This is a genomic window from Mesorhizobium sp. L-2-11 (assembly GCF_016756595.1).
In the GTDB taxonomy this organism is placed as follows: Bacteria; Pseudomonadota; Alphaproteobacteria; order Rhizobiales; family Rhizobiaceae; genus Mesorhizobium.
Map to the genome: position 1 here is coordinate 1,776,976 of NZ_AP023257.1, position 24,998 is coordinate 1,801,973.

Below are 24,998 nucleotides of genomic sequence, written 5' to 3' on the forward strand. Positions count from 1 at the left end.
AGTGTCAGCCTGACGGTCGCGACGCTTGGTCGACCAACCAGTCGACAAACCGGGCGATGACCGGATTTGCTAGGCCCTCCTCATGGCATATGCAGTAATAGCTTCGGGTAGTCGCAACACCAAGCGTCAGGGGTTGAACAAGACGCCCTTCATCGAGGTCCCTGAACGAAATGATGTCGTTCGTGAGCGCAACGCCATGACCATCGCGCGCTGCCTGAAGCACCATGGCAAAGTTGTCGAAATAGATGTCGGACTTTACCGAATGGGGCAAACGCGCCTCCGTTAACCAGCGCCTCCACTGGTCGCCATCGTCTTCGTGGAGCAGGCGGTGATGCAGCACGTCGCGCGGCTCGCGAATGCCTTTTTGCCCTCGCAGCAATTGCGGGCTGCACACCGGAGACGCATAGATACTGTGCAGTATCCGCCACCAGAATCCGGTCCAGGGCGGCTTTCCGTAGACGATGGCGACATCGACCTCTCGCCAGTCCACCTCCTCGAAGTCCACCGCCGTGCGCATCCACATGCGAATATCTGGGTTTGCATCGAGAAACAGAAAAATCCGTGCCGCAAGCCACGTCGTTCCAAAAACCGAAGGCACCGACACCGTCAGGGTCGCCTTGGCGGCCGTACTGTAAGCATCCGCCGATATTTCGCGGATCGATTCCGATATCTGCTGCATGGCCATGCCAACGCTCTTCTGCAGCGCGGCCCCGCGGTCCGTCAGCACAAGGCGGCGGCCACGTTTCTCGAACAGTTCGAGGCCGAGCGACAGTTGTAAGGCGCGCAGTTGCTGGCTGATGGCGCCCGACGTCACATGCAGTTCCGCTGCCGCTGCAGCAATGTTACCCAGCCGTGAAACGCTTTCGAAGGCGCGAAGCGAATGAAGCGACGGGAGAGCCATCAGGTGCCAACAGTTTAGAAATTCTGCTTTCAATCTCATTTGAAGATTTAGCTTGTTTGCGAAAAACCTGCAACCTAACGTCTCCGGCGCTGCCATCCAGGTCAGCCATGAAAAACAAAGGGGACTAGATATGCTTCACACGCCGGTTTCCGCCGCAGCCAGACTCGCGCTTGGTGGCATGATCGCACGATGCTTTCCGTCGCCACGCCGATGGCGCAGGCCGCCGATTCAGGTCTCGTGCGCAACGGCGTGCTCAATGTCTGCACCGGCGGCGACTTCCCACCGATGCAGTATTACGCCAATCCCGGAGACGAGAAGCTTGTCGGTTTCGAAGTCGATGTCGTCGATGCTATCGCCAAGCAATGGAGTGGCGCCACCAACTACGTGGTCGGCGATTTCAAGGGACTGTTGCCATCCCTGGGTGCCGAGCGCTGTGATCTCGTTGCAAGCGGCATCATGGTGACCAAGGAACGTCTCAAAGCTTACGACGCCGTTCCTTATTTTGTCTCGAACGTCGTCATGGTGACGGCGGCCTCGGATTCCGAGACCATGTCGCCGCTCGACCTGAGCGGCAAAGTGCTGGCGATCGAGGCGGGTACCACCTATGAAAAGACAGCCGCGGACCTGAATGTCGAGCTGGCAAAAGCCGGCAAGGCGCCAGCGCAGATACAGACCTATCCTTCCGCCTCCGCCGTCATCGAGCAGATTCTGGTCGGCCGAGCTGCGGCGACGATTACCCAGGACACAACGGCAGCATTCCGCATCAAGCAGATGCCAGGCCGATTGCAGGTACCTTACAACTATGGCGACGGCGAAACCTACGGAATCTACCTGCGAAAGGGCAATGACAACCGCGAGGCATTGGTGAAGGCCATCGAGACGTTGCAGACCAACGGCGAGATGAAGGCGCTGCTGCAGAAGTGGAATCTTCCTGAGACTGCTACGGACGTCAAGCACACGACCGATTGAGGGGATGGGCGGCCGTGTTCGACAACAAGCTCTTCCTGACGGCACTGTTCGCCTGGCCCTTAGCCAAGGGAGCTTTGCTGACCCTGATCCTTTCGGTTCTCGTAATGGCCGTCGCCCTGGCGATATCCTTGGCAACGGCGGCACTGGCCACGTCGAAGCGGCGATGGATCCGCCTTCTGATCGCCGCCTTTGTCTGGCTGTTTCGCGGTGCGCCGGCGCTGCTCGTGCTGCTGTTCATCTGGAATGGCCTACCGCAGATCTCGGCGGTCTTCCGGTCGAGCTGGTTCACGCCGTTCGTCGCGGCGTTTCTCGCCCTGACGCTGATCCAGATTGCCTACCTGACCGAGATCCTTCGCAGTTCCTACGCATCCATCGGCAAGGGACAATCCGAGGGTGCCGCGGCCCTTGGCCTGCATCGGGGCCAGATATTCTTCTTGGTCGTCTTGCCCCAGGCGCTTCGCGTCGCGCTGCCGTCCCTGGTCAACGAGTTCATTTCGTTGCTGAAGGCAACCTCGCTGGCGACTGTCATCTCCTTGAAGGAGCTTATGACCGTCACACAGTTCGCGATCGCCACTAGTTTTCGTTTCCTGGAATGGTATGGCGCAGCACTGGTCTACTACATGTCGATGGTTTCGGTTCTTACCGTCTTCCAGATGAAGATCGAGCGCATGCTTGCGCGGGGCCATAGCTGATGTCGGCAACTGCGCCCGCCCAGGCTTCCGACTGGTTTTCACACGAGATCGTGGGGCAGGACATCACGCGGATATGGGAGCCGCACGTCCATCCCTATTTCAGAAGCAATATCTTTAACGTTCGCGGGCGGGACGTCGATCTCGTCATCGACGCCGGCATGGGACTCGTGCCTCTCAGGCCGGTGCTGAACCTGCCACGCGCCAAGCCGGTCGTGGCCGTTGCAACGCACATCCATGTCGACCATGTCGGCGCCTTGAGCGAGTTCGAGACGAGAGTCGGCCACCGCGAAGAGGCTGCTTTTTTCGAAGACATGGCGGATGAACATACATTGGCTCATCTCTTTCGTGCGCAGCCGGAGGCAGTCGGCAGGTCACCGAACGGGGCATGGTCGCCGCAGCGTTTCCGGATCAGGCCGGCGGCACTGGCCCGGATTCTGGACGAAGGCGATATGATCGAGACCGGCGACAGGTCGTTTCGCGTCCTGCATCTGCCGGGTCATTCGCGGGGTTCGATCGGGCTTCTCGATGAAAGGAACGGCGACTTCTTCGCCGGCGATGCGATCTATCGTGGGCAGCTGATCGACGATCTACCGGGCTCGGACGTGCAGGCCTATCGAAAAACAATGCAGCGGCTTTTGCAGATCGAGCTCAACCGGGCATACTGTGGACATGGTGAGCCGATCGGCCAGAACGAGTTGCGGTCGATCGCAAGAGCCTATCTCGACAGCGCGCGCTGAGCCTCACTTCGCCAGAAACGCCTCGATCCGCTCCAGCGCGCGCAGGATGTTCTCTTCGGAATTGGCGTAGGACAGCCTGATATAGCCTTCGCCGAGAATGCCGAAATCAGGTCCGCCGATCAGCGCCACGCCGGCATCTTCAAGCAGGGCAGACGCCAGCTTCTTGGCCTTCCAGACGGTTTTTGAGACATTGGGGAAGGCATAGAACGCGCCCTTCGGCGTGATGCAGGAAACGCCCGGCAAGGCGTTCAAGCCTTCGACCACGACCTTCCGGCGGCGGTCGAAGGCGCGCATCATCTTGTCGACGTCGTCCTGCGGGCCGTCGATGGCGGCGATGCCGGCATGCTGGCTCGGCGCATTGACGCAGGACCAGCAGTTGACCGCCAGCTTGCGCACCTTGTCGTAGAGGTGGGCACCCTTGTCGCCGTTTGGCCAGATCGACCAGCCCATGCGCCAGCCGGTCATTGCCCAGGTCTTCGACCAGCCGTTGAGCACGATCAGCCGGTCGCGGATTTCGGGAAAGTTGAGCAGCGAGCAATGCGTCTCGCCGTCATAGGTCATCACGTCGTAGATCTCGTCGGAGAGGATGGCGACGTCCGGATGCGCTTCCAGCCCCTTGACCAGCTTCTCGATTTCGCCGCGGGGGGTGACCCCGCCGGTCGGGTTGGCCGGCGAGTTGAGGATGAGCAGCCTGGTCTTCGGCGTGATCAGCGACAGCGTCTCCTGCGCCGAGAAGGCAAAGCCGTTCTCTTCGCGCATCGGCACCGGCACCGGAGCAGCGCCGGTGAACTCGATCATCGAGCGATAGATCGGGAAGCCGGGATCGGGATAAAGGATCTCCGCGCCCGGTTCGCCGAACATCAGGATCGCTGCGAACATGGTCGGCTTGCCGCCGGGCAGGATCATCACCGCCTCGGGCGAAACCTCGACGCCGGTGGTGGTCAGCGTGCGGCGCACCACCGCTTCGCGTGTCGCCAGCAGGCCGTTGGCCGGCGTATAGCCGTGGTGGCCGTCGCGCAGCGCCTTGATTGCCGCCTCGACGATGTGCTGCGGCGTCTTGAAGTCGGGCTGGCCGATGCCGAGATTGACGATATCGCGGCCCTGATGGGCGAGCGCGGTGGCACGAGCCAGCACCGCGAAGGCATTTTCCTCGCCGAGACGATCGAAGGCCGAAATCGTGTGGAGCATTTTTCCCGTCCCTGTGGTTCTTTCACCGAGCGAGCGTTTTTGTGAGCGTCCGCTCACAAAAGTCAAACGGATTGGAGCATTGGGTGTCGGAAAATCTGAGGAATTGGCAACCGCGCCCGCGGCCGGAGCGCAAGGTGCTGGAGGGGCGCACTGTCAGGCTTGAGCCGCTGAGCGCCGAAAAGCATGGCGATGGCCTGTTCGAGGCGTCGTCGGTGGCTGATGTCGACGGCCGCTTCGCTTGGCTGCCCGATTATCCGCCGCAGACCCGCGCCGCCTTGCAGCCGTGGCTGGACAAGGCCGAAGCCAGCGAGGACCCGCTGTTCTTCACCGTCATCGACAAGGCCAGCGGCAAGGTCGCCGGACGCCAGACGCTGATGCGCATCGATCCGACCTATGGCGTTATCGAGATCGGCAACATCTATTGGGGGCCGCTGATCTCGCGCAAGCCGGCGGCGACGGAAGCGCAATTCCTGTTCATGAAATACATCTTCGACGAGCTCGGCTATCGCCGCTACGAATGGAAATGCAATAACCGCAACGAGCCGTCGAAGCGCGCTGCGGAGCGTTTCGGCTTCAAGTTCGAGGGCATTTTCCGCCAGCATCTTGTGGTCAAGGGCGAAAACCGCGATACCGCGTGGTACTCGATCATCGACAAGGAGTGGCCGGCCCTGCGTAGCGCCTATGAGGCATGGCTCGATCCGGGCAATTTCGACGGCGATGACCAGCAGAAGCGACGGCTCGAAGACTTCCGCGCCGAGTTCGGCGCCTGACCGTGATCCAGGACCACGATCCGGAAAAGTGAAGGTCGAGTTTTCGGGCAAGATCGTGGTCAAAAGGAAGACAGAGCCTCCCACCGGATTTTGCCGGGATGGATCAGCTCTGACAGGAGTTCGCAGATGGCGCATGGTTCGCAAGGGCATGGTCACAGCCATGGCGCCGGTCATGTGCACGGCTCGACGGACGAGAAGCGCGTGCTGATCGCCGCCTGCCTGACCGCCGGCTTCATGGTCGTGGAAGCGCTTGGCGGTCTCTTGACGGGATCGCTGGCGCTGCTGGCGGATGCCGGCCACATGCTCGCCGACTGTATCGCCCTCGGCCTTGCCTGGTATGCTTTTCATCTGGCCGGCCGGCCGGCCACGGTTCGCCTCACCTACGGTTTCGGCCGGGTCAAAACGCTGGTCGCCTATACCAACGGCATCGCCATCTTCGCCATTGCGCTGTGGATCATCTATGAGGCCTGGGAACGCCTGCTGATGCCTGCGCCCGTGCTCGGCGGGCCGATGCTGATCGTTGCGATTGCCGGCCTGCTGGTCAATATCGGCTGCTTCTTCGTGCTGCATGGCGGCGACCGCGACAGCCTCAACATGCGCGGCGCCATTCTGCACGTGCTCGGCGATCTGCTCGGCTCGGCTGCGGCGATCACGGCTGCGCTGATCATCCTGGCGACAGGCTGGACGCCTATCGATCCGATCCTGTCCGTCCTTGTCTCGCTGCTGATCCTGTCCACCGCCTGGTCGCTGATGCGCGAAGCAGCCCATGTCCTGCTCGAAGGCGTGCCGGCGAGCCTCGATCGCGACCTGATCGCCAGGGACATAGAAGGAACGGTGAACGGCGTGCGCGAGGTGCATCACATGCATGTCTGGTCGCTTGACGGGTCGAGCAACATGGCGACCTTGCATGCTTGCCTCAACGATGGCGTCGATGCCCACAAGGCGGTCAGCGCCATCAAGAAGCGGCTTGCCGCGCATGGCATTGCCCACGCAACCGTAGAGCCGGAATTCGGCCATTGCGCCGATGATAAGCACGATGGCGAGCACGACCATGCGCATGATGCGGCTCCGCAGAATCGCCACTATCACTGACCCCAGGAGTTCCATGGCATTGGTAACGAAGTTGATGAATTCCCGCCGCGTCAAGGCCGCGTGATGGATCGCGACACGCGCAATGCGGCGATAGGCGCCCTATGGGTGCTGCTGCTGTTCGGCATCGCTGCCTACTATCTGCCAACCGTGATGCTGGCGGTTGGCCGCGTCTCGACCATTCTTGCCGCACTTATTGCCGCTGTCTTCATGGTGGCCATTTTCGTCGTGTTTTGGCTGCGTGGCCGCAGTCAACGCAAAAATAAGGATCATTGATATGCGTGTTTTGATTACCGGCGCGGCAGGCATGGTCGGCCGCAAGCTCATCGCCCGGCTGGCGAAGGATGGAGCGCTCAGCGGCCGCAAGATCGCTGCGCTCGATCTTCACGATATTCTGTCGCCGCAGCCGCCTGTCATGGAAGGCGTCGACGTCACCATCCATACCGGCGATCTCGCCGCGGCGAGCGCGATGGAACGGCTCGTCGCGTCGCGCCCAGACGTGATCTTCCATCTCGCCGGCGTCGTGTCGGGCGAGGCGGAGGCCAATTTCGATCTCGGCTATCGCGTCAATCTCGATGGCACAAGGGCGCTGTTCGATGCCGTAAGACTGGCGGGATTTGCGCCGCGCGTCGTCTTCACCTCGTCGATCGCCGTGTTCGGCGCGCCATTTCCGGACGTTATATCAGACGAATTCCACCCGACGCCGCTGACCTCCTACGGCACGCAGAAGCTGATGGGAGAAGCATTGCTCGCCGATTATACGCGGCGCGGCTTCTTCGACGGCATCGGCATCAGGCTGCCGACCATCTGCGTCAGGCCGGGCAAGCCCAACAAGGCGGCTTCGGGCTTTTTCTCCGGCATCATCCGCGAGCCATTGAACGGCCAGGAAGCAATATTGCCGGTGCCGCGCTCCGTCGTGCACACCCACGCCAGCCCGCGCTCGGCGGTGAATTTTTTGATCCACGCAGCAGGGATCGACGGCAGCGCCGTCGGGCCGCGCCGCAATCTGACGATGCCCGGCGTCGCGGTCACGGTCGGCGAGCAGATCGAGGCCCTGGAACGCATTGCCGGCGCCACGGCGGTGAACCTGATACGCGAGGAGCCCGACGACACGATCTGGGCGATCGTCAAGGGCTGGCCGACACGGTTCGAGGCGCGGCGGTCGAGGGAACTGGGCTTTGCCGCCGAAACCAGCTTCGACGACATCATCCGCGCCCATATCGAGGATGAGCTGGGCGGGAAGATCTGACTTGTCGGCGTCGGCGCTGCCCCTCATTGCCCTGCCGGGCATTTCTCCCCGTTAACGGGGAGAAAGAAGCTGGCCGCAACGCTGGCGCCTCTTTGTGCAACACTGAAAATTGGCGAAACCGTCGATGAGGGCGTTCTTCTCCCCGTCCCTATACGGGGAGAAGTGCCCGGCAGGGCGATGAGGGGCGGCGCCAAGATCGACAATTGGTCATCAGTAGATCCGATCGAGGCGTCATCCGCCAGCCGTCAGGCTCGCCGACAACAACAGCAACCCGAACAAAAACACGAAGGCTGCGCCGCCGATCTCGACCATCGAGTGGATGCGGTTGCCCATGCGGCCGTCGCCAGCGAAATACACCGCCCAGTTCTTGGCCGTCACCGCCAGCGTCGCCAGGATCGAGACGGTGATCGCGGTGCCGAGCGCCATCGCCAGCACCGACAGGATGCCGCCGAACCACAGCCCGTTGAGCGCGGCAAAGCTCAGCACGATCAGCGCGCCCGAGCACGGCCGGATGCCGACCGCGGCCACCGCCGACCAGGCGGTGCGCCAGTCGAAGCGGTCGCCAAGCAGCGCCGGGTCGGGCGCGTGTGAATGTCCGCACGTCTCGCAGACTTCGCCCGCCACATGGTGATGGTGCCCGCCATGGTCATCGTGCCCCCCATGGTCATGGTGATGGTCGTGTGCGCCATGATCATGATTATTGTGGCCGTCATGGCCATGTGCGTGAAGCGCATGCACTGAATGCGCATGTGCAGGATGGCCCGTTTGCGAATGGCCGGCATGGGCCGCCGAAAGGCTGTAGGCAGGGTTGGCGCCGAACAGGCGAAGGATGGCAGGGCCGGCCTTGCGCCACAAAAGCCAGGCGCCGAACAGGGTGACGAAGACAAAACTCGTGACTTCGAGGACCCATGCCGCGTCGGTCATCGATAAGGTGGTGCCGCGCAGGACGAAGTAGGCGAGCATCATCACAAGGATCGCAGTCAGCGCCTGCAGCAGGGCCGAGACGAAGGACAGCATGATGCCGCGCCTGAGCGCGACTTCGTTCGCGACCATGTAGGACGAGATCACCGCCTTGCCGTGACCGGGGCCGGCGGCATGGAAAATACCGTAGGCGAAGGACAGGCCGATAAGCAGCCACAGCTTGCTGCCGTCCTCGCGCATCGCCTTCATCGCACCGGCAAGCGCGCGGTAGAATTCCTGCTGACGCAGATTGATCCACATCAGGATTTGGGCGAACGGGCCGGTGCTGGGCGCCATCCCGTCATTGGTGCCGATGCCGAGCGAGCTCTGGGCGTGGGCGGCGCCGAGGAGGTGCGTCATCACAAGGGCGGCGGCCAAAAGACCGAAAGCCAAACGCAGGGACGGTTTCGTCACCGGATCATCCTTCTGGCCGACAGTTCAGTTCAAGCTTGGTCGCAAAGATCTTGCTCATATCGGTGCCTGTCGGATCATTGAAGAAGGCGTCCGTCAGGGTCTTCTGGTTCTCGGCGATCGCCTCGTCGGGGTTCGGACGAACGACCTTGCTCGTGCATGTCGACGGCAAGCCGGCGACCTGCAGATTGGCATCCTCGGTGAAATCGATCGCCGTGTAGAAGGTCGGGTCATAGACGCCGATATCGATCTTGCCGGCCAGCCTGGTCGGCGCCTTGGGTTCGGATTCGAACAGGATGATGAGCTGGTCGTTGTCGAAATTCGCCATCAGCTGCGGCGGCGGGCTCATCGCCTCATCCTTGCCGTCGACGGTGACGAGCTGGAAATAATTGAACTCCGCCAGCGAAGCATGAACGGTGTCGGCGACTTCCTTCAGCTCCTTGTCGTCGAGCTTCAGGTCGGAATTCTTGTCGAACTCCATCATCACCGTGCTCGAAAACAAATCGTCGAAGCGCCAGACATGGCGCAAGGCCTTCACACTTTGGTGATCCGGGCTGAGGATCACTTCGAGACGAGCCTCGGCGAAGACGTGGGGATGCACGTCGGCTGGCCCGACCGTGGCAAATGTCGCCGCCATGGCCGAAGCCGTCATGATTGCTTGCCGTTTCAGGTGCATTCTGGGTGGTGATTCCATCGACTAGGGTGACTGTCGAGAGTTACCAGAAAGCGGGCGAAAATGGGACCCCGGGGCGGCTAAAAGCTCAGGCATTGTCAATCGTCTTGAACCACTGCACCAGGAAATCGACAAAGACGCGAACTTTCGCAGGCAAATAGCGCCGGTGCGGATAGACGGCGAAAATGCCGCCACCCGGCAGGATGCGGTCATCCAGCGCGGTCACCAGCCGGCCACTTTCGATATCGGGCGCGGCGATGAAATCCGGCAGGACGGAAAATCCCAATCCCGCCACGGCGGCGGCCCTTGCCGCCATCGGACTGTTGACCTCGATCGGACCGGAGACCGAAACGCTCATCGTGTCGCCGCTGTCGCCCTTGAACGGCCAGTTGGTCAGCCAGCGGCCATTGGTGTCGATGATGCAGGGCATGCGGCCAAGGTCCTGTGGCCGCGCCGGCATGCCGTGCCTGGCGATCAGCTCGGGAGATGCGCACAGCCGCACCGAGAATGGCGCCAGACGCCTGGCGATCAGCGAGGAGCTTTCCAGCCGCGAAATGCGCACGGCGAGATCGAAACCCTCCTCGACCAGATCGACGAAGCGGTCATCGAGATGAATGTCGAGCACGATGTCGGGATGCTGCTTGGCGAAGTCGATCAACGATTGGCCGATCGGCGCATCGGCAAAGGTGCGCGGCGCCGACAGCTTGATCCTGCCGCGCACGTCGCCGGAGGATTCGCGCACCGCATCGGCCAGGCTGTCGACCTCGCGGACGATTTCCGAGGCACGGCGGTAATAGGTGTGGCCGGCCTCGGTCAGCGAGAACTGCCGGGTGGTGCGGTTGAGCAGCAGCGCGCCGAGCTCGTCCTCCAACTCGCGCACATATTTCGACAGCAGCGCCTTGGAGCGGCCGATCTTGCGCGCCGCTGCCGAAAAACCTTCGGCCTCGACGACGTCGATGAAGGCGCGCATACGCGTCAGCGTATCCATGTCATGCGCTCCTTTTGGTGGGCTGAAAGGATGCGCGCGGCGAGCGCCATCAGCTGCCGGTCGCTGCTTTTCGGTCCGAGCAGCGAGAGGCCGAAGGGGGCGCCGTCAACCAGGCCCAGCGGCAGGGTGATCTGCGGAAAACCGGACAGGCCGGAAAGACACAACAGTCTCAGCGCGCGTTCGCGATAGGTCTGCAAATCGTCGAATGAGGCGGCCTTGAGCGGGGCGGCACCTGGAGCGGTGGGAAGCACAAGGACACCGTCCTCGCCAAGCAGCTCGGCAAGCTCAATACGAAATGAAACGCGACGTTCCGTTTCAAATTGTGCGGTTGCCGTATCGATGGTTGCGCCATGCTCGAAGCGCTGCTTGACACCGGGGCCGAGCATCCGATCGCTGCCGGCGATCCAGGCACCGTGATTTTGCCAGGCCTCGTACCCCTGCAGCTTGCGGAAGCACCAGTAGAGATCGTCGGTGGAATGCGACAGCGGGGCGACGGTGCGCGGCGCGCCCAGCACCGATGCGATAGCGCGGACCATGGCGCGATACTCGTTGGCTTCCTGCGGGCCGAGCACGAGCCCGTCCAGCGCATCCATGGCGAGGGGGCGCTGCAACTCGTGGTGGTGCAGATCGTCGCCGAGCAGCACCGCGCCGACCTTTTCGTAGGTGACCATGTCGCTGGCGAACCAGCCGAACGTATCCAGTGAAGGGGCCAGCGGCATGGCGCCTTCGAGCGAGATGCGGCCATGCGTGGTCCTCAGGCCGATCAGCCCACAAAAGCTTGCCGGGGCGCGGATCGAGCCGCCGGTATCGGATCCGATGGCGATGTCGGCCAGCCCGCCCGCGACCGCGGCGGCGGAACCGGAGGACGAGCCGCCGGTGACGCGATCAGGTGCTGCCGGATTGACGGGCGACGGGAAATGCGCGTTCAGCCCCATCAGCGAGAAGGCCAAATCGTCGGTCTGCGTCTTGCCGACGAAGCGCGCACCCGAATCAAGCAGCGCCTGGACGGCCGGCGCTGTCGCCGAGGCGGGCGAAGCCTCGTGATATTTCTGCGGATTGCCGCAGCCGGTGCGGTAGCCGGCGACGTCGTAAATATCCTTGACGGCCAGCCGCAGGCCGGCAAGCGGACCGGATTGCGCATTGGATACAGGTATACCGTCGAGGTCGAGAAAAGCGTTCAGAGGGCCGCGAGTGCCTGTCATGCGTTCGATATCCGGATACAGTTGTTGCAACATTGTTCGACGCCAGGAATTTTACAACTGGCGTACGATTTTTATTGATTGTGAAATCCATCGACCTTATATCGCGCTTGCCCAAAGTCGCACGTGCCTGTGGGTGTCCGCCGATCCTCAAAATGGTGAGGGATATCGGTAAGGTAACTGGAGCTAACCCCTCCAGTCGGTTTAGCGGCCAACCGCCAGACCGAGGACACCTTGAAGCAACGACGGTGCGGGCCTTTCTGGTGTTCTGCCGGTCGTCCAAAGACCGGGGTTACTGAAGAGGCACACCTTCATTGCCGGCAGTGCGGAACGGGTTCTCCCAATCCAAGCCAAGGCAGACAAAGCGAACCGAGGCCGGGCAAGGCCAAGGTTCACCGCCGCGAGACGGCGCTTCATGGTTCCGGGGTCTCCACCGGCTGGTTCCATGGATTGACGTCCCGCCTTTGTCCACCGCGTGTTCGCGAGGTCGATGACCCGCGTCCCGCAGCCTTTGTGCGCGCCCGAAAGGCGCTATGGAGAGACCCCGATGGCCACCCAGCGCATCCTTGACTTCCTCGCCACCCGACGTCCGAACGGCCCTTGCCTCGTCGTCGATCTCGACGTCGTGCGCGACAATTTCCGCGCCTTCGAGAAGGCGCTTCCCGATTCGAAAATCTACTATGCGGTGAAAGCAAATCCGGCGCCGGAAATCCTGCGCCTGCTTGCTGCGATGGGCTCGTCCTTCGACACCGCTTCCGTTGCCGAAGTCGAGATGGCGATGGACGCCGGTGCGCCGGCGGACCGCATCTCCTTCGGCAACACCATCAAGAAGGAGCGCGACATCCAGCGCGCCTATCAGCTCGGCATCCGGCTGTTCGCGGTGGACTGCGTCGAGGAGGTCGAGAAGATCGCCCGCGTTGCACCCGGCGCCCGTGTGTTCTGCCGCGTGCTGACCGACGGCGAAGGCGCCGAATGGCCGCTGTCGCGCAAGTTCGGCTGCGTGCCGGCGATGGCGGTCGACGTGCTGCGCCATGCCAGGGCGCTCGGGCTCGACGCCTATGGCGTGTCGTTCCATGTCGGCTCGCAGCAGACCGACCTGACTGCCTGGGACCGCGCGCTCGGCGATGCCAAAAAGGTGTTCGCTACGCTCGCTGAAGAGGGCATTGTGCTCAAGATGGTCAATATGGGCGGCGGTTTTCCGACCCGTTACCTCAGGGATGTGCCGGTGGCGCAGGCCTATGGCCAGGCGATCTTCTCGGCGCTGCGCAAGCATTTCGGCAACGCGATTCCCGAAACCATCATCGAGCCGGGCCGCGGCATGGTCGGCAATGCCGGCGTCATCAAGTCGGAAGTCGTGCTGATCTCGAAGAAGGCCGACAACGACAATGTGCGCTGGGTGTTCCTCGACATCGGCAAGTTCGGCGGTCTCGCCGAGACGATGGACGAAGCAATCCGTTACCCGATTGTCACCGCGCATGACGGCACCGAGACCGCGCCGTGCGTGCTCGCCGGCCCCACCTGCGATTCGGCCGACGTGATGTACGAGAAGACGCCGTATCCGCTGCCCCTGTCGCTGACCATCGGCGACGAGGTGCTGATCGAGGGCACCGGCGCCTACACGACGACCTACGCCTCGGTCGCCTTCAACGGCTTCGAGCCTCTCCGATCCTACGTGATCTGACGGCTCGCAAGAGCCGGTCAGATCATCCTTGGTGGGCGCCAGTCGCCCGCCCGGGCTCGCCTGTGGAACAATCCGCTCGTGAAGGATCGCGGAAATGGAAATTGTGGATTTCATTGTTGAGGGCGCTGCGGGAATCTCCCCCCTTGACGGGGAGATGTCGCCGAAGGCGACAGAGGGGGTCGCCGCGCGTCAAGCGCCGGCCTCACACAGCCCAAGAGAGGTCGCGGCAGCCGAGCCGACCCCCTCTGGCCGCTTCGCGGCCATCTCCCCCTCAAGGGGGGAGAGTGCCCGCGCTTTCGTCATCACCGCCGAAACCGCTGCCGACGTCCCGGCGCGCGAGGCTCTGCTCGATCGCGCCATGGGGCCGAAGCGCCGGAGAAAATCGTCGGAAAAGCTGCGGCGCGGCCGCCGGCCTTCGGAAGGCCTGGCCTTGGTCGCACGCGACGCGTCGGGCGCTGTCACCGGCACCGTGCGGCTCTGGGATGTCGTGCTGGGCGAGGGCGGTCGGTCAGCCCTTCTGCTTGGCCCGCTCGCCGTCGATCCGACAATCAAGAATGCCGGCATCGGCTCGGCGCTGATGCGCCATGCAATCGCTGAAGCCGCGCGCCTCGGCCATGCGGCGATCCTGCTGGTCGGCGATGCGCCCTATTACCAGCGCTTCGGGTTCTCGGCCGAAAAAACCGGCTCGCTGGCCATGCCGGGGCCGTATGAGCGGCACCGCCTGCTGGCGCTGGAGCTGGTGGAAGGCGTGCTCGCCGGCGCGCAGGGTACGCTGAAGGCGGCGGGGCGCAAGCTGAAGGCACAGCGGCTGCCGCTCGCTGCCTGACGATCGGAAACAAGCCGCTGCCATTGGGTGGCGGCTTGTTTCCATTCAGGATTGGAGTGGATCAGCCGATCAACTGGCTCAGCGCCATGGCGACGCTCATGTCGCCTTCGACCTTTATCTTGCCGGACATGAACGCCATGGTCGGATTGAGATCGCCTGATATCAGCGATTCCAGATCGTCGAGCGAAAGCTTTATCGTACAGTCGGCCGGCGCATCGGTGGTCGAGACGGCAGCGCCGTTGATAACGATGACGCCGTCGTCACCGGTATCGAATTTCACGGAACGATCGAACCCGGCACTCGCCACGCGCGCGCTGATCTTGTCGGCAATTTCCTGAACGCCCATGGCCGTTCTCCTCGTTTCGTTGCGTTTGTCGCACCCCATTGGCACTTCGGTCGGGGGGCACTTCGGTCTGGGGCACTTTGATCAGACCGAAGTCGCCGTCTTGCCCATTTCGCGATCAAGGTCGCCGGCGCATATAGCTTCGGGTTGACGTTTACGTCAACGCGGTTCCCCGATATGATGATGGGTTTTATCGCCGCAGTGAAGCTGCGCTGTCGATGTGCGATGGTCGGGGCTAGGCGGTTCGATTGGCTCCCGACTGCCAACACCGCCACGCCCGGCCAGAATAGGTCGTCGCGGATGGTCAGGGTCGCGTTGGGCAGGACCGAGACCCCATTGCATTCTAAATCAGTAAACACTGCCGGATCAGCTAGACACTGCCGGCAAATGACCGCTACCATCGCCATGTGGCTTGAATCAGGTTTCACCTGGAGATCGAGTGCTCGAAGAACCGAACAGAAATCCCGGATCCCATCGTTACGGGAAGCCGAGCTTGTGGTGGCCACCACCTCTGGGTTGATGGCCTGCGGGCCCGATCCAATCTGAAATTAATTTTCGTGTTCAGAGAGACATAATGATGAATACCATGCTTTCCGTGGAAGCCCGGGAGACAGCGCTTGCCGTGACGTTCTCGTCAGGCGAAACAGTCTGCTATCCCTGGCTTTGGCTAAAGGACAATGCACCGTCGGCGTTTCACCCCCAGACCGAAGAGCGAATATTCGACCTGACCAGCGTCGACGCCTCGCTCAGGCCCCTCAACGTCCAGAACAGACGCGGCGCTGTGAGCATTGTCTGGCCGAACGACCAGGCTGAGGAGGAAATCCCGGGCCATTTTTTTGAATCCTACCGCCCAGGCAGAAAGCGGGACGATCCGGCTGAGATCGCTCCGAAACTCTGGGACGGCTCGATCGATCTTGAAACCATACCGCGTCACTCTGCCGGGGGCCTCTTTCAGAGCGATGCCGATCTGCTTGCCTGGCTGAGGGCGACGGCTGCATATGGGCTCTCCATCGTCGAGGGGCTTGGCGATGATCCCGACGCCGGGCGGCGTGCGGCCGAGCGGGTAGGATTCCTGCGCCAGACAAATTTCGGCACTATGTTCGAAGTCGTGTCGATGCCGAAGCCGAACAACTTGGCCTACACGCCTGTCGCCCTGCCGTTACACACCGATCTCGCGAACCAGGAGGTGCCGCCCGGCTATCAATTCCTGCATTGTATCGCGAATGAAGCTGAAGGCGGTGGATCGGTATTTGCCGACGGATTTGCGGTCGTGGCCGCATTACAGGCGCAAGATCCGGAAGCCTACCGTCTCTTGTGCGAGGTCAAAATCCCCTATCGTTTTCACGACGAAAACTACGATCTGCGCGGTCGGTTTCCTGTGATCGCAACTCGACGCAATGGAGACGTGACAGAGTTGCGGTTCAACGCCCATCTTGTCGATGTCATTGACCTTCCCTCCGAGATATGCACCCCCTTCTATGCTGCTTATCGCAAGCTGATGATGATGATCCGCAGCTCGCGTTTTCACATAGCCTACCGCCTCAAGGCCGGCGAAATGGCGGTCTTCGACAATCGTCGGGTGCTTCACGGCCGCCAATCGTTCAACCCAAACACGGGGCTGAGACATCTGCGGGGATGCTATGTCGATCGGGGTGAGTTTCAGAGCCGCATTCGCGTCCTCTCCCGATAGCGGCACGACGATCATCGCTGACGTGCGGTCAGTAGCTGTCGGTGCAAGGTCTCCGGCAGACGTTCCGACGGTGGTTGTTTGCCCGAAAGCCGGCGGCAATCAGGGCAGTTACAAGGTCTGCATCATTCAAACAGACGAGGACAGTGGCCAGGCCTGTCCCTAGCGTGGGCTCGCCTCATGCGCCACCGCGCGATCAGGGGGAAGGGGATAACCCGTATCCGGGAGGCGAGGATCGAGACCCCAGATGGCGTTACAGTAGGGGATGTTCAGTCATGAAAATCAGAAGTCTGATCAAGCGTGCCGAGACGGTGGACAGGGCATTCAAGGAACTTGAAGCCGATTTGGCGGAAGCGTTCGAAGAGTGCCTCAACTTGGACGAGCAATCGCCGTTGGATGACGTTGCGGACGAGAATCTCGCGGCAAGGAATGACAACTCTCAGCCCGAGGACGATGCCGACTCTCCCGAGATCGCACGGCGGCTGACCTCCCACACACAAACCCGCCTGGCTGCGCTGGATGCCGTTGAGGGGCTGTTTGACGATGCGCGCGAGTATCTGGATGAGATCAACACGAAACTGTCGGAGATCGCGACCTCGCATCACCTGACAGGCGAATTCCTAAAGCTGCTTCACGGGGACATTCTTCGCGCCAACGAACTGGAACTGGCAAATGTCAGCCTGACCACGCAGCAAAGAGTGCTGTCGGAGCAGTTCCACGATGCGACCAGAAAGCAGCGCGAGCGTGAAAGCGCCGTCGAGGCCCTGCAGCAGCGCGAGATAAGCCTGACCGAGGACAAGGAGGCACTTCGCAGTGCGCTGGCTGCGGCAAGGCTGGAACTCGTCGTGGCAGGCAATGCGAGCGCAGAACGCGAAGCGGAGTTCGGCGACCTCGTCAAAACGCTTTCGGCCAGAACGGCCGAGGCCAACCGATGCGCGCGCGAGAACGAGATACTGCGGGAAAAGCATGTCAGCCTGTCGATCGACTTCGACAAGGCGCTGAAACGCGAAGCTGAGGCGCGGCACAGGCTGGACGAGCTCTCGACGATTCATGCCAGCGACGCGGCGCGAGTTTCGGAACTGCTGGCTGCGCTCGGCAAGAGCGAACAAGAGGAGATGCGGCTGCAGAAATCGCTCGATATCGCGCAAGCGAAGCTGTCGGAAATGACGGAAGCGGCCCGTATCTTGGAAGGTGACAGGGAAGCCGAGCGTGCGCGTAGTTTCACGGAGATCGGCGGCCTGCGTTCTGAAATTCGCAACCTCCAATCACGATTGGAAGCCGCCTCGAACGAGAACAATCAAGCCGCGAGCGAGATCGCCAATCTCAAGGCTCAATGGAGCGACGCGGTCGCCGAAAAGCAAATTGCGGAGGAAAGGTTGTCCGTTCTCAGAAAGGAGAACGAGAACGACAAGATCCACCTCTCGACCGTGAGCGCGAATTTTTCGCAGCTTTCTCTGCAGCAGGCGTCCGAACAGATACAGCTCGATGTCCAGAGGCAGGAATGCGAGGATCTGCGAGCCGAAGTCGCGTTGCTCGATGCCCGGGTCAAGGAACTTTTGCCCTATGAGCGCCTCCACAAGGTGACAAACGCCAAGCCACATGAGAACGGCGTGGTCGAGATCACCGGTGTCGTGGCGGAGAAGTCCCGTGCCACAAGCAGGCGGCGCGTGCGTACGAGCCTGCGCGCCGCATCCTGACGCGCGGGTGTCTACACTTCGCAGTCTTGTTTGCTACGGGAACAGACTGAAGGTCCGTTGTCGAGGTAACGCAGACTCGGCGAACTGGCTTGCGTGCGCTTCCTTCCTCAGGGCTTCCCCGATCTAGTGTACGGTGTTGCCCGTCAGGTTAGCGCATGGATCGAAGTGTCATTTGCTCGCCAACTCGACACACTGGCACCGCCTGATCAGGCATTGAGGAAGTCCAGGGCCTTTTCCACAAAGGCGCCGTGATACTGGAAAATTGCCGTATGCCCGCCGTCTTCGTACAGGACCAGTTCGGCATTGGGAAAGCGCCGTGCCAGGTCGACGGAGTTGCTGGTGGGCACCATTCTGTCGTGATCGCCATTCACCACGAGGACCGGGTGCCGGATACGCGATAGGTCGGCAGGGCGCTCAAGGCCAAAGGCCCGGACTGCCTTGAGCTGCTGGCTGAAAGCGCCGAGCGCGATGGGCTTGTCGCGGTCATTGGTCCGTTCCTTCAAGCGCTGCAGAAACTCGCGCGCCGCCTTTTTGCCGTTGGGGCTTTGGGTGAAGAAGAGGTAGTTCTTTGGGTCCTTGATGGTCAACGCGGCGCGGATCATGTCGAAGATGGTGACGAACGTCACCCTGTCGATGCCGGTACCCCCGGCTGGGCCGGTTCCCGCAAGGATGATCTTGCGAACCAGATCAGGCTCCAGCTGAACAATCGCCTGGGCGATGAAGCCGCCAAGAGATAGGCCGAGCAGGTCGACCTGCTCGAAGCCGAGAGCCCGGATGAAGGCGATCGCGTCGCGGGCCATCGCCTCCACCGTGTTGGGAGTGGAGCCGCCTGATGCACCAACACCACGGTTGTCGAAGGTGATAACACGCCGTTTTGCGGCGATACCATCGACGACCCGGGGATCCCAATTGTCGAGAACCGCACTTAGATGGGTAAGAAAGATCACCGGTACCCCGGTTGCGGGTCCGAGTTCCCGATAGGCGAATTCCGTACCGCCGACGTCGACGGTTTTCGTCGGCACGTCCCTGTGTTTGACGATCGCGGCAGTTCGCGACAGATGATGCACGTTCATGATGGTTTTCTTTCTTCTGGCTTGTCGTTGTGGCTGGGCTGGAGCAGCGCCTTCGCCGCCACCGCGCCAGCCTCAAGAATGCGATCGGACAGTTCGGTTCCGTTCACCGCCCGGGACAGCTCAAGCGTGCCTATCAGGGTCGCGAAGACACCGAACGCGACTGTCTCGGGGTCGCGGACGTCGGGCGTAAGCCCGGCCGCCACCTGGCGTACGAGCTTGAGCAGGTGTTCGGCGTAAACTTGGCGCGTCTCGACCGGCTCACGCGCAATTTCGGGCAACAGCGCGGCTGAAGCGCAACCATTGCCTGGATTGTCTCGGTGTTCCGCCGACAAATACGCATCGATGGCCAGTGACGGGCCGCCGGCGGCCAACAGTTCCTGGATCTGGGTCGCCTGAACGTCCAGGGCGGCCGCCAAACTCTCGCGCACAAGCGCCGCCTTGGACGGAAAATGGGGATAGAAAGCTCCATTGGTCAGTCCCGCCTCGCCCATGATGCCGGCGAGTCCTGATGCGGCGATGCCGTCGGAGCGAAACCGTTCGGTCGCCACATCGATGATCCGCTGCCGGGATGCTTCCCTCCTGCCTTTCTCGTAGCGCATGTTTTTCTCCTTCAATCAGCTATTGCATTATGATCATACTATCACTAAACGATCATAATGCAATAGGGCGAGGCATCGGAGATATCGATCGGGCGCTCCAGGTCTCCTCAATTTGGGAAAGCTACAATGAAGGCCTTCATCGTCGATCGATATGCAAAGAAAGCTCCTCTTCGGCTTGGAGAGGCTCCGGAGCCGGAAGTCGGGCAAAATGACGTGCTGGTGCAGATCCAGGCCGCCAGCGTCAATCTGCTGGACTCCAAGATCAGGGATGGAGAGTTCAAACTCATCCTGCCCTATCGCCGGCCCTTCGTTGCAGGCCATGACGTGGCCGGAACGGTCATTCGCGTCGGCGCGAAAGTCCGACAGTTCAAACCGGGCGACGAGGTCTATGCGCGAGCGCGCGACGGTCGGATCGGAGCGTTCGCCGAGTACATCGCCATTAATGATGCGGATTTGGCCCTGAAGCCGAAAAACCTCAGCATGGAAGAGGCTGCGTCGATTCCCCTGGTGGGGCTGACCGCCTGGCAGGCGCTGGTTGAAAGGGCGAAGCTGAAGAAAGGACAGAAGGTCTTTATTCAGGCCGGCTCCGGCGGAGTGGGGACATTCGCCATTCAATTGGCAAAGCACCTCGGCGCGACGGTCGCCACGACAACAAGCGCGTCGAACATGGATATGGTCAGGAAGCTGGGCGCCGATGTCATTGTCGACTACAAGAAGGATGACTTCGAGAAAGTCCTTTCGGGCTACGACGTCGTCCTGAACAGCCAGGGCAACAAAACCCTCGAAAAGTCCCTGTGTGTGTTGAAGCCAGGTGGCGTCGCCGTTTCGATCTCCGGTCCGCCCGATCCTGGGTTTGCCAGCGAGAAGGGGCTGAGCTGGGTGTTGAACCTGATCATGCGCATTTTGAGCGCAGGCATCAGGAGACGGGCAAAACGCGCAGATGTCCGATATTCGTTCCTGTTCATGGCGGCCAATGGCGAGCAGTTGACAAAAATCACGTCGCTCATCGAAACGGGCGTCATCCGCCCGGTGGTAGATCGTGTCTTTCCGTTTGAGCAGACCAATGAGGCCTTGGCCTACATCGAGCAGGGCCGCGCCAAGGGCAAGGTTGTCATCAAGGTGAAATAGCTCTGCAATGCTTCAGGCGACCGCGTCCGCTTCTCTGTGCAACTTTAGGTTGATTACGCGCGACATGCATTAATGCTCGATTGGTCCTTTTGGCATGACGATCGCGGTGCCGGCGGTTGTCGGACGCTCGATCATGCGGCGGACGCGCGGCGGCTCGTCACCGCTGTGCAGTGCCCGCAGGCGCTCGCCGACAACGGCGTCGGCATGGGTGGCCCGCTTGTTGTGGCGGATGTATTCGAGCCATGTCGGCGTGTGATAGTGCTCGATCCATATTGCGGGATTTTCGAGATCGCGCGCCAGCGTCCAGTTGCGGGCGCCGTCACGGCGGCGGATGCGGCCGCGTTCGGCCATGGTGGCGAGGAATTCCGGCACGTCCTCCTCGCGGATGATGTACTCGATCATGATGGCGATCGGGCCGCTGCGCAGTTTCAGGTCGAGCGCAAGATGCGGCTCCTTGAAACGGTTCAGCGGATCGAGGTTGACCACCGCCTGCTGCGGCAAGGGCAGCAACAGGCCGATCGCGCCGCCCGCCAGCATCGTGACGGCGGCCGCAGTCAGCGCGAACTCGGCGCCTTGCGCATCAGCGACGACACCCCAGACCCAGCTGCCGAGCGCGATGCCGCCGAAAGTCGCCGTCTGATAGACCGAGAGCACCCGGCCGACCACCCAGCGCGGCGTCGACATCTGCACCGTGACGTTGAAATGCGAGAGCGCGACCACCCAGCAGGCGCCGCCGATGAGCAGTCCGAGCGACGTTTGCCAGGCCTGATCGCTGACGGCGGCATTGAAGGCGCAGAGCGCGAAACCGGCGAATGCCATGCGCACCATCGCCTCGCTTGACAGGATCTGCCTCAGCCGGACGCTGATCAGCGCGCCGCCGACGGCACCGATGCCAAAAGCGCCGAGCATGATGCCGTAGGTCAAGGCATCGCCCTTGACGACATCGCGCGCCACCAGTGGCAGCAGCGCCAGGACCGCACCGGCGCTGAAGCCGAAAGCCGCACCCCTTACCAGCACCTTGCCGATATTGGGCGACATGGCGACATAGCGCAGGCCAGCCCCCATCGCCGCGCCAAGCGTCTCGCGCGGCAGTGTCGAGGCCGGCAATTCCGGCTTCCAGCGGGCCAGCACGATGATCAGCCCGGCATAGCTCAATGCGTTGGCGGCAAAGGCCGCTGCAGCACCTGCGGCGGCAACGATGATGCCGCCGATCGCCGGACCGATGCTGCGCGTCAGGTTGAAGCCCAACGAGTTGAGTGCGACGGCAGCCGGCAGTTTGGCGCGCGGCACCATGTCGCCGACAGAAGCCTGCCATGACGGGTTGTAAAGCGCCGTGCCGCTGTTGATCAGGAAGGCGAAGGCGAGCAGCGTCCACGGTGTCATCAAGCCAAGATAGGTGAACACGGTCAGCAGAACCGAGACGACCAGCATGAAGATCTGGGCAATCAGCATGACCTTGCGCCGGTTGAAGCTGTCGGCGATCGCGCCGGCAACGAGCGCAAACAGCATGATCGGCAAAGTGGTCGACGCCTGGACCAGCGCAACCTGATAGGACGAAGTGGCGATCGTGGTCATCATCCAGGCGGCGCCGACGCCCTGGATCAAGCCACCGAAATTCGAAACCAGGCTCGCGGACCATACGGCGCGGAAAATGCCGTGCCGAAACGGCGCCAGCGCCGAGACGCGTTCGCTGTCCGGCTCGTCGTCGATCATGGATGCTTCCCCGACTTCAAATGCTACGGTTTTCCAGAATCGGTGCCCTCATGCGGTCTCTTAGAAGTAGAGCATGACTTCGCAAAGGGCGAACGCCTTTTCAAAGAAGATCATGGTCCAACAAAGAGATAGCGGTAGCTGGAACAGGTCAGCGGCCATTCCTGCAAGCGCGACAGAAGCCGCTGGCTCCAGGAACTCGGCGGTTGGGCAAAAAAATACTTAGCAACTTGACGAAGTTTTCGCTTGCGCCACCGGGAAATTGGGGGATAGTTAGCGATATGGCTAAGCATGATCCTGCTCTCTCGCTGCTCTTCCACGCGCTCGCTGATCCGACCCGCCGGTCGATCCTGACCCGGCTTGCCGAAACACCTGCGCGGGTAACGGATCTGGCTGGGCCGACTGGGCTGCGGCTGCCCACGGTGATGCGGCACCTTTCCGTGCTGGAGGAGGCAGGGTTGATCACCACGTCCAAGGACGGGCGGATACGCACCTGCGCCATCGTGCCCGAGGCCCTGGATCCGGTGCGGACGTGGCTCGATGAGCAGCGGGCCATCTGGGAAGCCCGCCTCGACCGGTTGGATGCATTTGTGATGAATGTGATGAAGGAACGCGCAGAATGACACTGAACCTGGATTCAAGCAGCACGGCCCGTACGACGCCTGATGACAGGAAGGACCGCTTTGCGACGCTCACCTTCGAACGGGACGTGGCCGCGCCATTGGCCGTGCTGTGGCAGGCATGGACGGCCCCGGCCGCGCGGGCGATCTGGGCTGCGCCATCGACCTCGGTCACCGTGGAGTTCCTGGAGGTCGACACCAAAGTGGGTGGGCGCGAGGTTTCCCTTTGCAAGCTAGAGGGCCATCCGGACATCCGCTGCGAGTGCGGCTGGCTGGCGTTGCAGCCGGGTGTCCGCAGCGTGAACTACGAGGTGGTCTCCTCCGGTGGTATGACGCAATCAGCGGCGCTGGTGACGGCTGAGTTGTCAGGCACCGACAAGCGCAGCCGGTTGGTCGTAACGGTGCAACTTTCCTCGCTGGCGCAGGATATGGCGGCCGGCTATCGGGCGGGCTTCGATGCAGGACTGAACAATCTCGCCGGAGTTGCCGAACGAACCATGGTGCTGCAGCGGGTCATACAGGCGCCGCGAACCGCCGTCTGGCACAGCTGGATGAACCCCGAGACGCTGCCGCAATGGTGGGGGCCGGAAGGTTTTTCCTGTCGAACCAAGAGGATCGACTTGCGAGCGGGCGGCGAGTGGGTATTCGACATGGTCGGGCCCGACGGCACGGTCTACCCGAACCACCATCGATATAACGAGGTCCGGCCCGAGGAGAGGATCGGCTATACGCTGCATTGGGGCGAAAACGGGCCGAAACATGCCGACGCCTGGGCCTCGTTCGAGGATCAGGACGGGGCAACGAAGGTAACGCTGGGCATGGTATTCAGCACGGCTGCCGAGTTCCAGGAGGCGAAGGGCTTCGGTGCCGTGGAACTGGGACTGCAAACTCTCGGCAAACTGGAACGCTTCGTCGCGTCCCGCTGAAATGCTGCGACTTCCCGTCGGCCCGAATCGGGGCCTGTGGACGAGGTCCTCGTCATGTCGCGCCCATCCTCATCGGCGACGGCATCGGCCGCTTCAGCCAGAGGGATGAGCCGGTCAGGTTGGAGAAGACCGAGGTCTCCGAAGCGGGGCAGAACATGCGCTTCCGCTTCGCTGGATAGGCCGAGAATTCATAAAGGGATACACGAAGAGGAGGGTTCTATGAGAAAACTGATCATATGGGACATGGTGACCGTCGACGGCTTCTTCGAAGGTCCTGACAGGGACATCAGCTGGTTCGTCTTCGAAGAAGAGCTCGAGAACTACATTCGTGAGACCCAGGAAAACGCCGACACGCTGATCTTCGGCCGCGTGACCTACGAGCTCATGGCGGCCTATTGGCCGTCCGAGCAAGGCTGGATCGCGGATTTCATGAACAACATCGAGAAGGTGGTCTTCTCGCGCACGCTGAAAAGCGCCGACTGGAACAACACGAAGCTCTTCAACGGCAATGTCGCAGAAGAAGTCTCCAAACTGAAGACCAGGGACGGCGGAGACATCTTCGTATTCGGTAGCGCCGACCTCACGGCGACCCTGATGGAGCACGGCCTGATCGACGAGTATCACCTCGGGATCAACCCGGTCATTCTCGGGAGAGGCACGCCGCTCTTCAAGGGCGGCCCGAACCGGATACCCCTGAAGCATCTCGAGACGAAGACGCTCAAGTCAGGTGTTGTCATCCTCCATTACGCGCCGGAGAGCAGACAATGACGATCGATCCACTCTTTCGCGTCAACCAGGCTTGTCGAAATGAGAGGGCCCGGGAAGCGCGCTCCAGACGATCGGCCAAGGGGCGTAGCTGCCATCACCGCTGCGCTCTTCGGC

25 protein-coding genes are annotated in these 24,998 nt (G+C 61.8%); 15 read left to right on the forward strand and 10 right to left on the reverse strand.

Going from position 1 to position 24,998, the window contains the following annotated elements:
* Nucleotides 1–4: 4 nt before the first annotated feature.
* On the reverse strand, nucleotides 5–997 hold the full coding sequence (locus JG739_RS08610) for a LysR substrate-binding domain-containing protein (RefSeq protein WP_244749748.1): 993 nt from the start codon (nucleotides 995–997) through the stop codon (nucleotides 5–7).
* 114 nt (nucleotides 998–1,111) lie between these two features.
* Between JG739_RS08610 and JG739_RS08615 the strand changes: the two genes are divergently transcribed.
* From JG739_RS08615 to JG739_RS08625, 3 genes are read left to right on the forward strand one after another with little or no spacing between them, the layout of a single operon-like run.
* Nucleotides 1,112–1,870, forward strand: coding sequence for a transporter substrate-binding domain-containing protein (locus JG739_RS08615; RefSeq protein ID WP_244749750.1), 759 nt, complete (start codon nucleotides 1,112–1,114; stop codon nucleotides 1,868–1,870).
* A gap of 14 nt (nucleotides 1,871–1,884) precedes the next feature.
* Nucleotides 1,885–2,562: an amino acid ABC transporter permease gene (locus JG739_RS08620; protein ID WP_202366096.1), complete on the forward strand. Its 678-nt coding sequence runs from the start codon at nucleotides 1,885–1,887 to the stop codon at nucleotides 2,560–2,562.
* Nucleotides 2,562–3,299 carry an MBL fold metallo-hydrolase gene (locus JG739_RS08625; RefSeq protein ID WP_202366097.1) on the forward strand — a complete coding sequence of 246 codons (738 nt, stop codon included), beginning with the start codon at nucleotides 2,562–2,564 and terminating at the stop codon, nucleotides 3,297–3,299. Before JG739_RS08620 ends, JG739_RS08625 begins: the two co-directional genes overlap by 1 nt.
* A gap of 3 nt (nucleotides 3,300–3,302) precedes the next feature.
* On the opposite strand, the gene JG739_RS08630 is transcribed toward JG739_RS08625, so the two are convergent.
* Entirely contained in the window at nucleotides 3,303–4,487 is a 1,185-nt protein-coding gene (locus JG739_RS08630; RefSeq protein ID WP_202366098.1) for a pyridoxal phosphate-dependent aminotransferase, read from the reverse strand.
* A gap of 83 nt (nucleotides 4,488–4,570) precedes the next feature.
* On the opposite strand from JG739_RS08630, the gene JG739_RS08635 reads away from it, so the two are divergent.
* From JG739_RS08635 to denD, 4 genes are all read left to right on the forward strand, one after another.
* Nucleotides 4,571–5,257 (forward strand): GNAT family N-acetyltransferase, encoded by a 687-nt coding sequence (locus JG739_RS08635; RefSeq protein WP_202366099.1) that lies wholly within the window; start codon nucleotides 4,571–4,573, stop codon nucleotides 5,255–5,257.
* A 126-nt stretch (nucleotides 5,258–5,383) separates the two neighbouring features.
* On the forward strand, nucleotides 5,384–6,349 hold the full coding sequence (locus tag JG739_RS08640) for a cation diffusion facilitator family transporter (protein ID WP_202366100.1): 966 nt from the start codon (nucleotides 5,384–5,386) through the stop codon (nucleotides 6,347–6,349).
* A 63-nt stretch (nucleotides 6,350–6,412) separates the two neighbouring features.
* Nucleotides 6,413–6,622, forward strand: coding sequence for a phage holin family protein (locus tag JG739_RS08645; RefSeq protein ID WP_202366101.1), 210 nt, complete (start codon nucleotides 6,413–6,415; stop codon nucleotides 6,620–6,622).
* A 1-nt stretch (nucleotide 6,623) separates the two neighbouring features.
* Entirely contained in the window at nucleotides 6,624–7,595 is a 972-nt protein-coding gene (gene denD, locus JG739_RS08650; protein ID WP_202366102.1) for a D-erythronate dehydrogenase, read from the forward strand.
* 231 nt (nucleotides 7,596–7,826) lie between these two features.
* Here denD and JG739_RS08655 read toward each other — a convergent pair whose 3' ends face one another.
* The 4 genes from JG739_RS08655 to JG739_RS08670 all read right to left on the reverse strand — a co-directional run bounded on the left by JG739_RS08655 (nucleotide 7,827) and on the right by JG739_RS08670 (nucleotide 11,829).
* Complete coding sequence (locus tag JG739_RS08655) at nucleotides 7,827–8,969, reverse strand: nickel/cobalt transporter (RefSeq protein WP_446720543.1); 1,143 nt, start codon at nucleotides 8,967–8,969, stop codon at nucleotides 7,827–7,829.
* A 4-nt stretch (nucleotides 8,970–8,973) separates the two neighbouring features.
* Nucleotides 8,974–9,642 carry a DUF1007 family protein gene (locus tag JG739_RS08660; protein WP_202366103.1) on the reverse strand — a complete coding sequence of 223 codons (669 nt, stop codon included), beginning with the start codon at nucleotides 9,640–9,642 and terminating at the stop codon, nucleotides 8,974–8,976.
* Nucleotides 9,643–9,727: 85 nt separating this feature from the next.
* A complete protein-coding gene (locus JG739_RS08665; RefSeq protein ID WP_202366104.1) occupies nucleotides 9,728–10,627 on the reverse strand; it encodes a LysR family transcriptional regulator in 900 nt (299 codons plus the stop codon).
* The gene (locus tag JG739_RS08670) at nucleotides 10,615–11,829 is read right to left on the reverse strand and encodes an amidase (protein ID WP_202366105.1); all 1,215 of its coding nucleotides are present in this window, start codon (nucleotides 11,827–11,829) and stop codon (nucleotides 10,615–10,617) included. The genes JG739_RS08665 and JG739_RS08670 overlap by 13 nt, the downstream gene beginning before the upstream one ends.
* 544 nt (nucleotides 11,830–12,373) lie before the next feature.
* On the opposite strand from JG739_RS08670, the gene odc2 reads away from it, so the two are divergent.
* The gene (odc2, locus tag JG739_RS08675; RefSeq protein ID WP_077380324.1) at nucleotides 12,374–13,507 is read left to right on the forward strand and encodes an ornithine/lysine decarboxylase; all 1,134 of its coding nucleotides are present in this window, start codon (nucleotides 12,374–12,376) and stop codon (nucleotides 13,505–13,507) included.
* Between the two features lie 154 nt (nucleotides 13,508–13,661).
* Nucleotides 13,662–14,333 (forward strand): GNAT family N-acetyltransferase, encoded by a 672-nt coding sequence (locus JG739_RS08680; RefSeq protein ID WP_202367380.1) that lies wholly within the window; start codon nucleotides 13,662–13,664, stop codon nucleotides 14,331–14,333.
* Nucleotides 14,334–14,394: 61 nt separating this feature from the next.
* On the opposite strand, the gene JG739_RS08685 is transcribed toward JG739_RS08680, so the two are convergent.
* Nucleotides 14,395–14,679, reverse strand: a complete 285-nt coding sequence (locus JG739_RS08685) for an SCP2 sterol-binding domain-containing protein (RefSeq protein ID WP_202366106.1) — start codon at nucleotides 14,677–14,679, stop codon at nucleotides 14,395–14,397.
* Between the two features lie 583 nt (nucleotides 14,680–15,262).
* On the opposite strand from JG739_RS08685, the gene JG739_RS08690 reads away from it, so the two are divergent.
* Together JG739_RS08690 and JG739_RS08695 are read left to right on the forward strand one after the other, a co-directional pair.
* The gene (locus JG739_RS08690; RefSeq protein ID WP_244749932.1) at nucleotides 15,263–16,366 is read left to right on the forward strand and encodes a TauD/TfdA family dioxygenase; all 1,104 of its coding nucleotides are present in this window, start codon (nucleotides 15,263–15,265) and stop codon (nucleotides 16,364–16,366) included.
* A 272-nt stretch (nucleotides 16,367–16,638) separates the two neighbouring features.
* Nucleotides 16,639–18,060 (forward strand): hypothetical protein, encoded by a 1,422-nt coding sequence (locus JG739_RS08695; protein ID WP_202367382.1) that lies wholly within the window; start codon nucleotides 16,639–16,641, stop codon nucleotides 18,058–18,060.
* A 206-nt stretch (nucleotides 18,061–18,266) separates the two neighbouring features.
* Here the strand turns inward: JG739_RS08695 and JG739_RS08700 are convergent, their stop codons facing one another.
* Nucleotides 18,267–19,133, reverse strand: a complete 867-nt coding sequence (locus tag JG739_RS08700; RefSeq protein WP_202366107.1) for an alpha/beta fold hydrolase — start codon at nucleotides 19,131–19,133, stop codon at nucleotides 18,267–18,269.
* Nucleotides 19,130–19,732, reverse strand: coding sequence for a TetR/AcrR family transcriptional regulator (locus JG739_RS08705; RefSeq protein ID WP_202366108.1), 603 nt, complete (start codon nucleotides 19,730–19,732; stop codon nucleotides 19,130–19,132). The genes JG739_RS08700 and JG739_RS08705 overlap by 4 nt, the downstream gene beginning before the upstream one ends.
* A 126-nt stretch (nucleotides 19,733–19,858) precedes the next feature.
* On the opposite strand from JG739_RS08705, the gene JG739_RS08710 reads away from it, so the two are divergent.
* The gene (locus tag JG739_RS08710; protein WP_202366109.1) at nucleotides 19,859–20,860 is read left to right on the forward strand and encodes an NADP-dependent oxidoreductase; all 1,002 of its coding nucleotides are present in this window, start codon (nucleotides 19,859–19,861) and stop codon (nucleotides 20,858–20,860) included.
* A 69-nt stretch (nucleotides 20,861–20,929) separates the two neighbouring features.
* On the opposite strand, the gene JG739_RS08715 is transcribed toward JG739_RS08710, so the two are convergent.
* On the reverse strand, nucleotides 20,930–22,573 hold the full coding sequence (locus JG739_RS08715) for an MFS transporter (RefSeq protein ID WP_202366110.1): 1,644 nt from the start codon (nucleotides 22,571–22,573) through the stop codon (nucleotides 20,930–20,932).
* A 278-nt stretch (nucleotides 22,574–22,851) separates the two neighbouring features.
* On the opposite strand from JG739_RS08715, the gene JG739_RS08720 reads away from it, so the two are divergent.
* From JG739_RS08720 to JG739_RS08730, 3 genes are all read left to right on the forward strand, one after another.
* Nucleotides 22,852–23,193, forward strand: coding sequence for an ArsR/SmtB family transcription factor (locus JG739_RS08720; RefSeq protein WP_202366111.1), 342 nt, complete (start codon nucleotides 22,852–22,854; stop codon nucleotides 23,191–23,193).
* A complete protein-coding gene (locus tag JG739_RS08725; protein ID WP_202366112.1) occupies nucleotides 23,190–24,116 on the forward strand; it encodes an SRPBCC family protein in 927 nt (308 codons plus the stop codon). Before JG739_RS08720 ends, JG739_RS08725 begins: the two co-directional genes overlap by 4 nt.
* Nucleotides 24,117–24,335: 219 nt before the next feature.
* Nucleotides 24,336–24,884 (forward strand): dihydrofolate reductase family protein, encoded by a 549-nt coding sequence (locus tag JG739_RS08730; RefSeq protein WP_202366113.1) that lies wholly within the window; start codon nucleotides 24,336–24,338, stop codon nucleotides 24,882–24,884.
* Nucleotides 24,885–24,998: the final 114 nt, after the last annotated feature.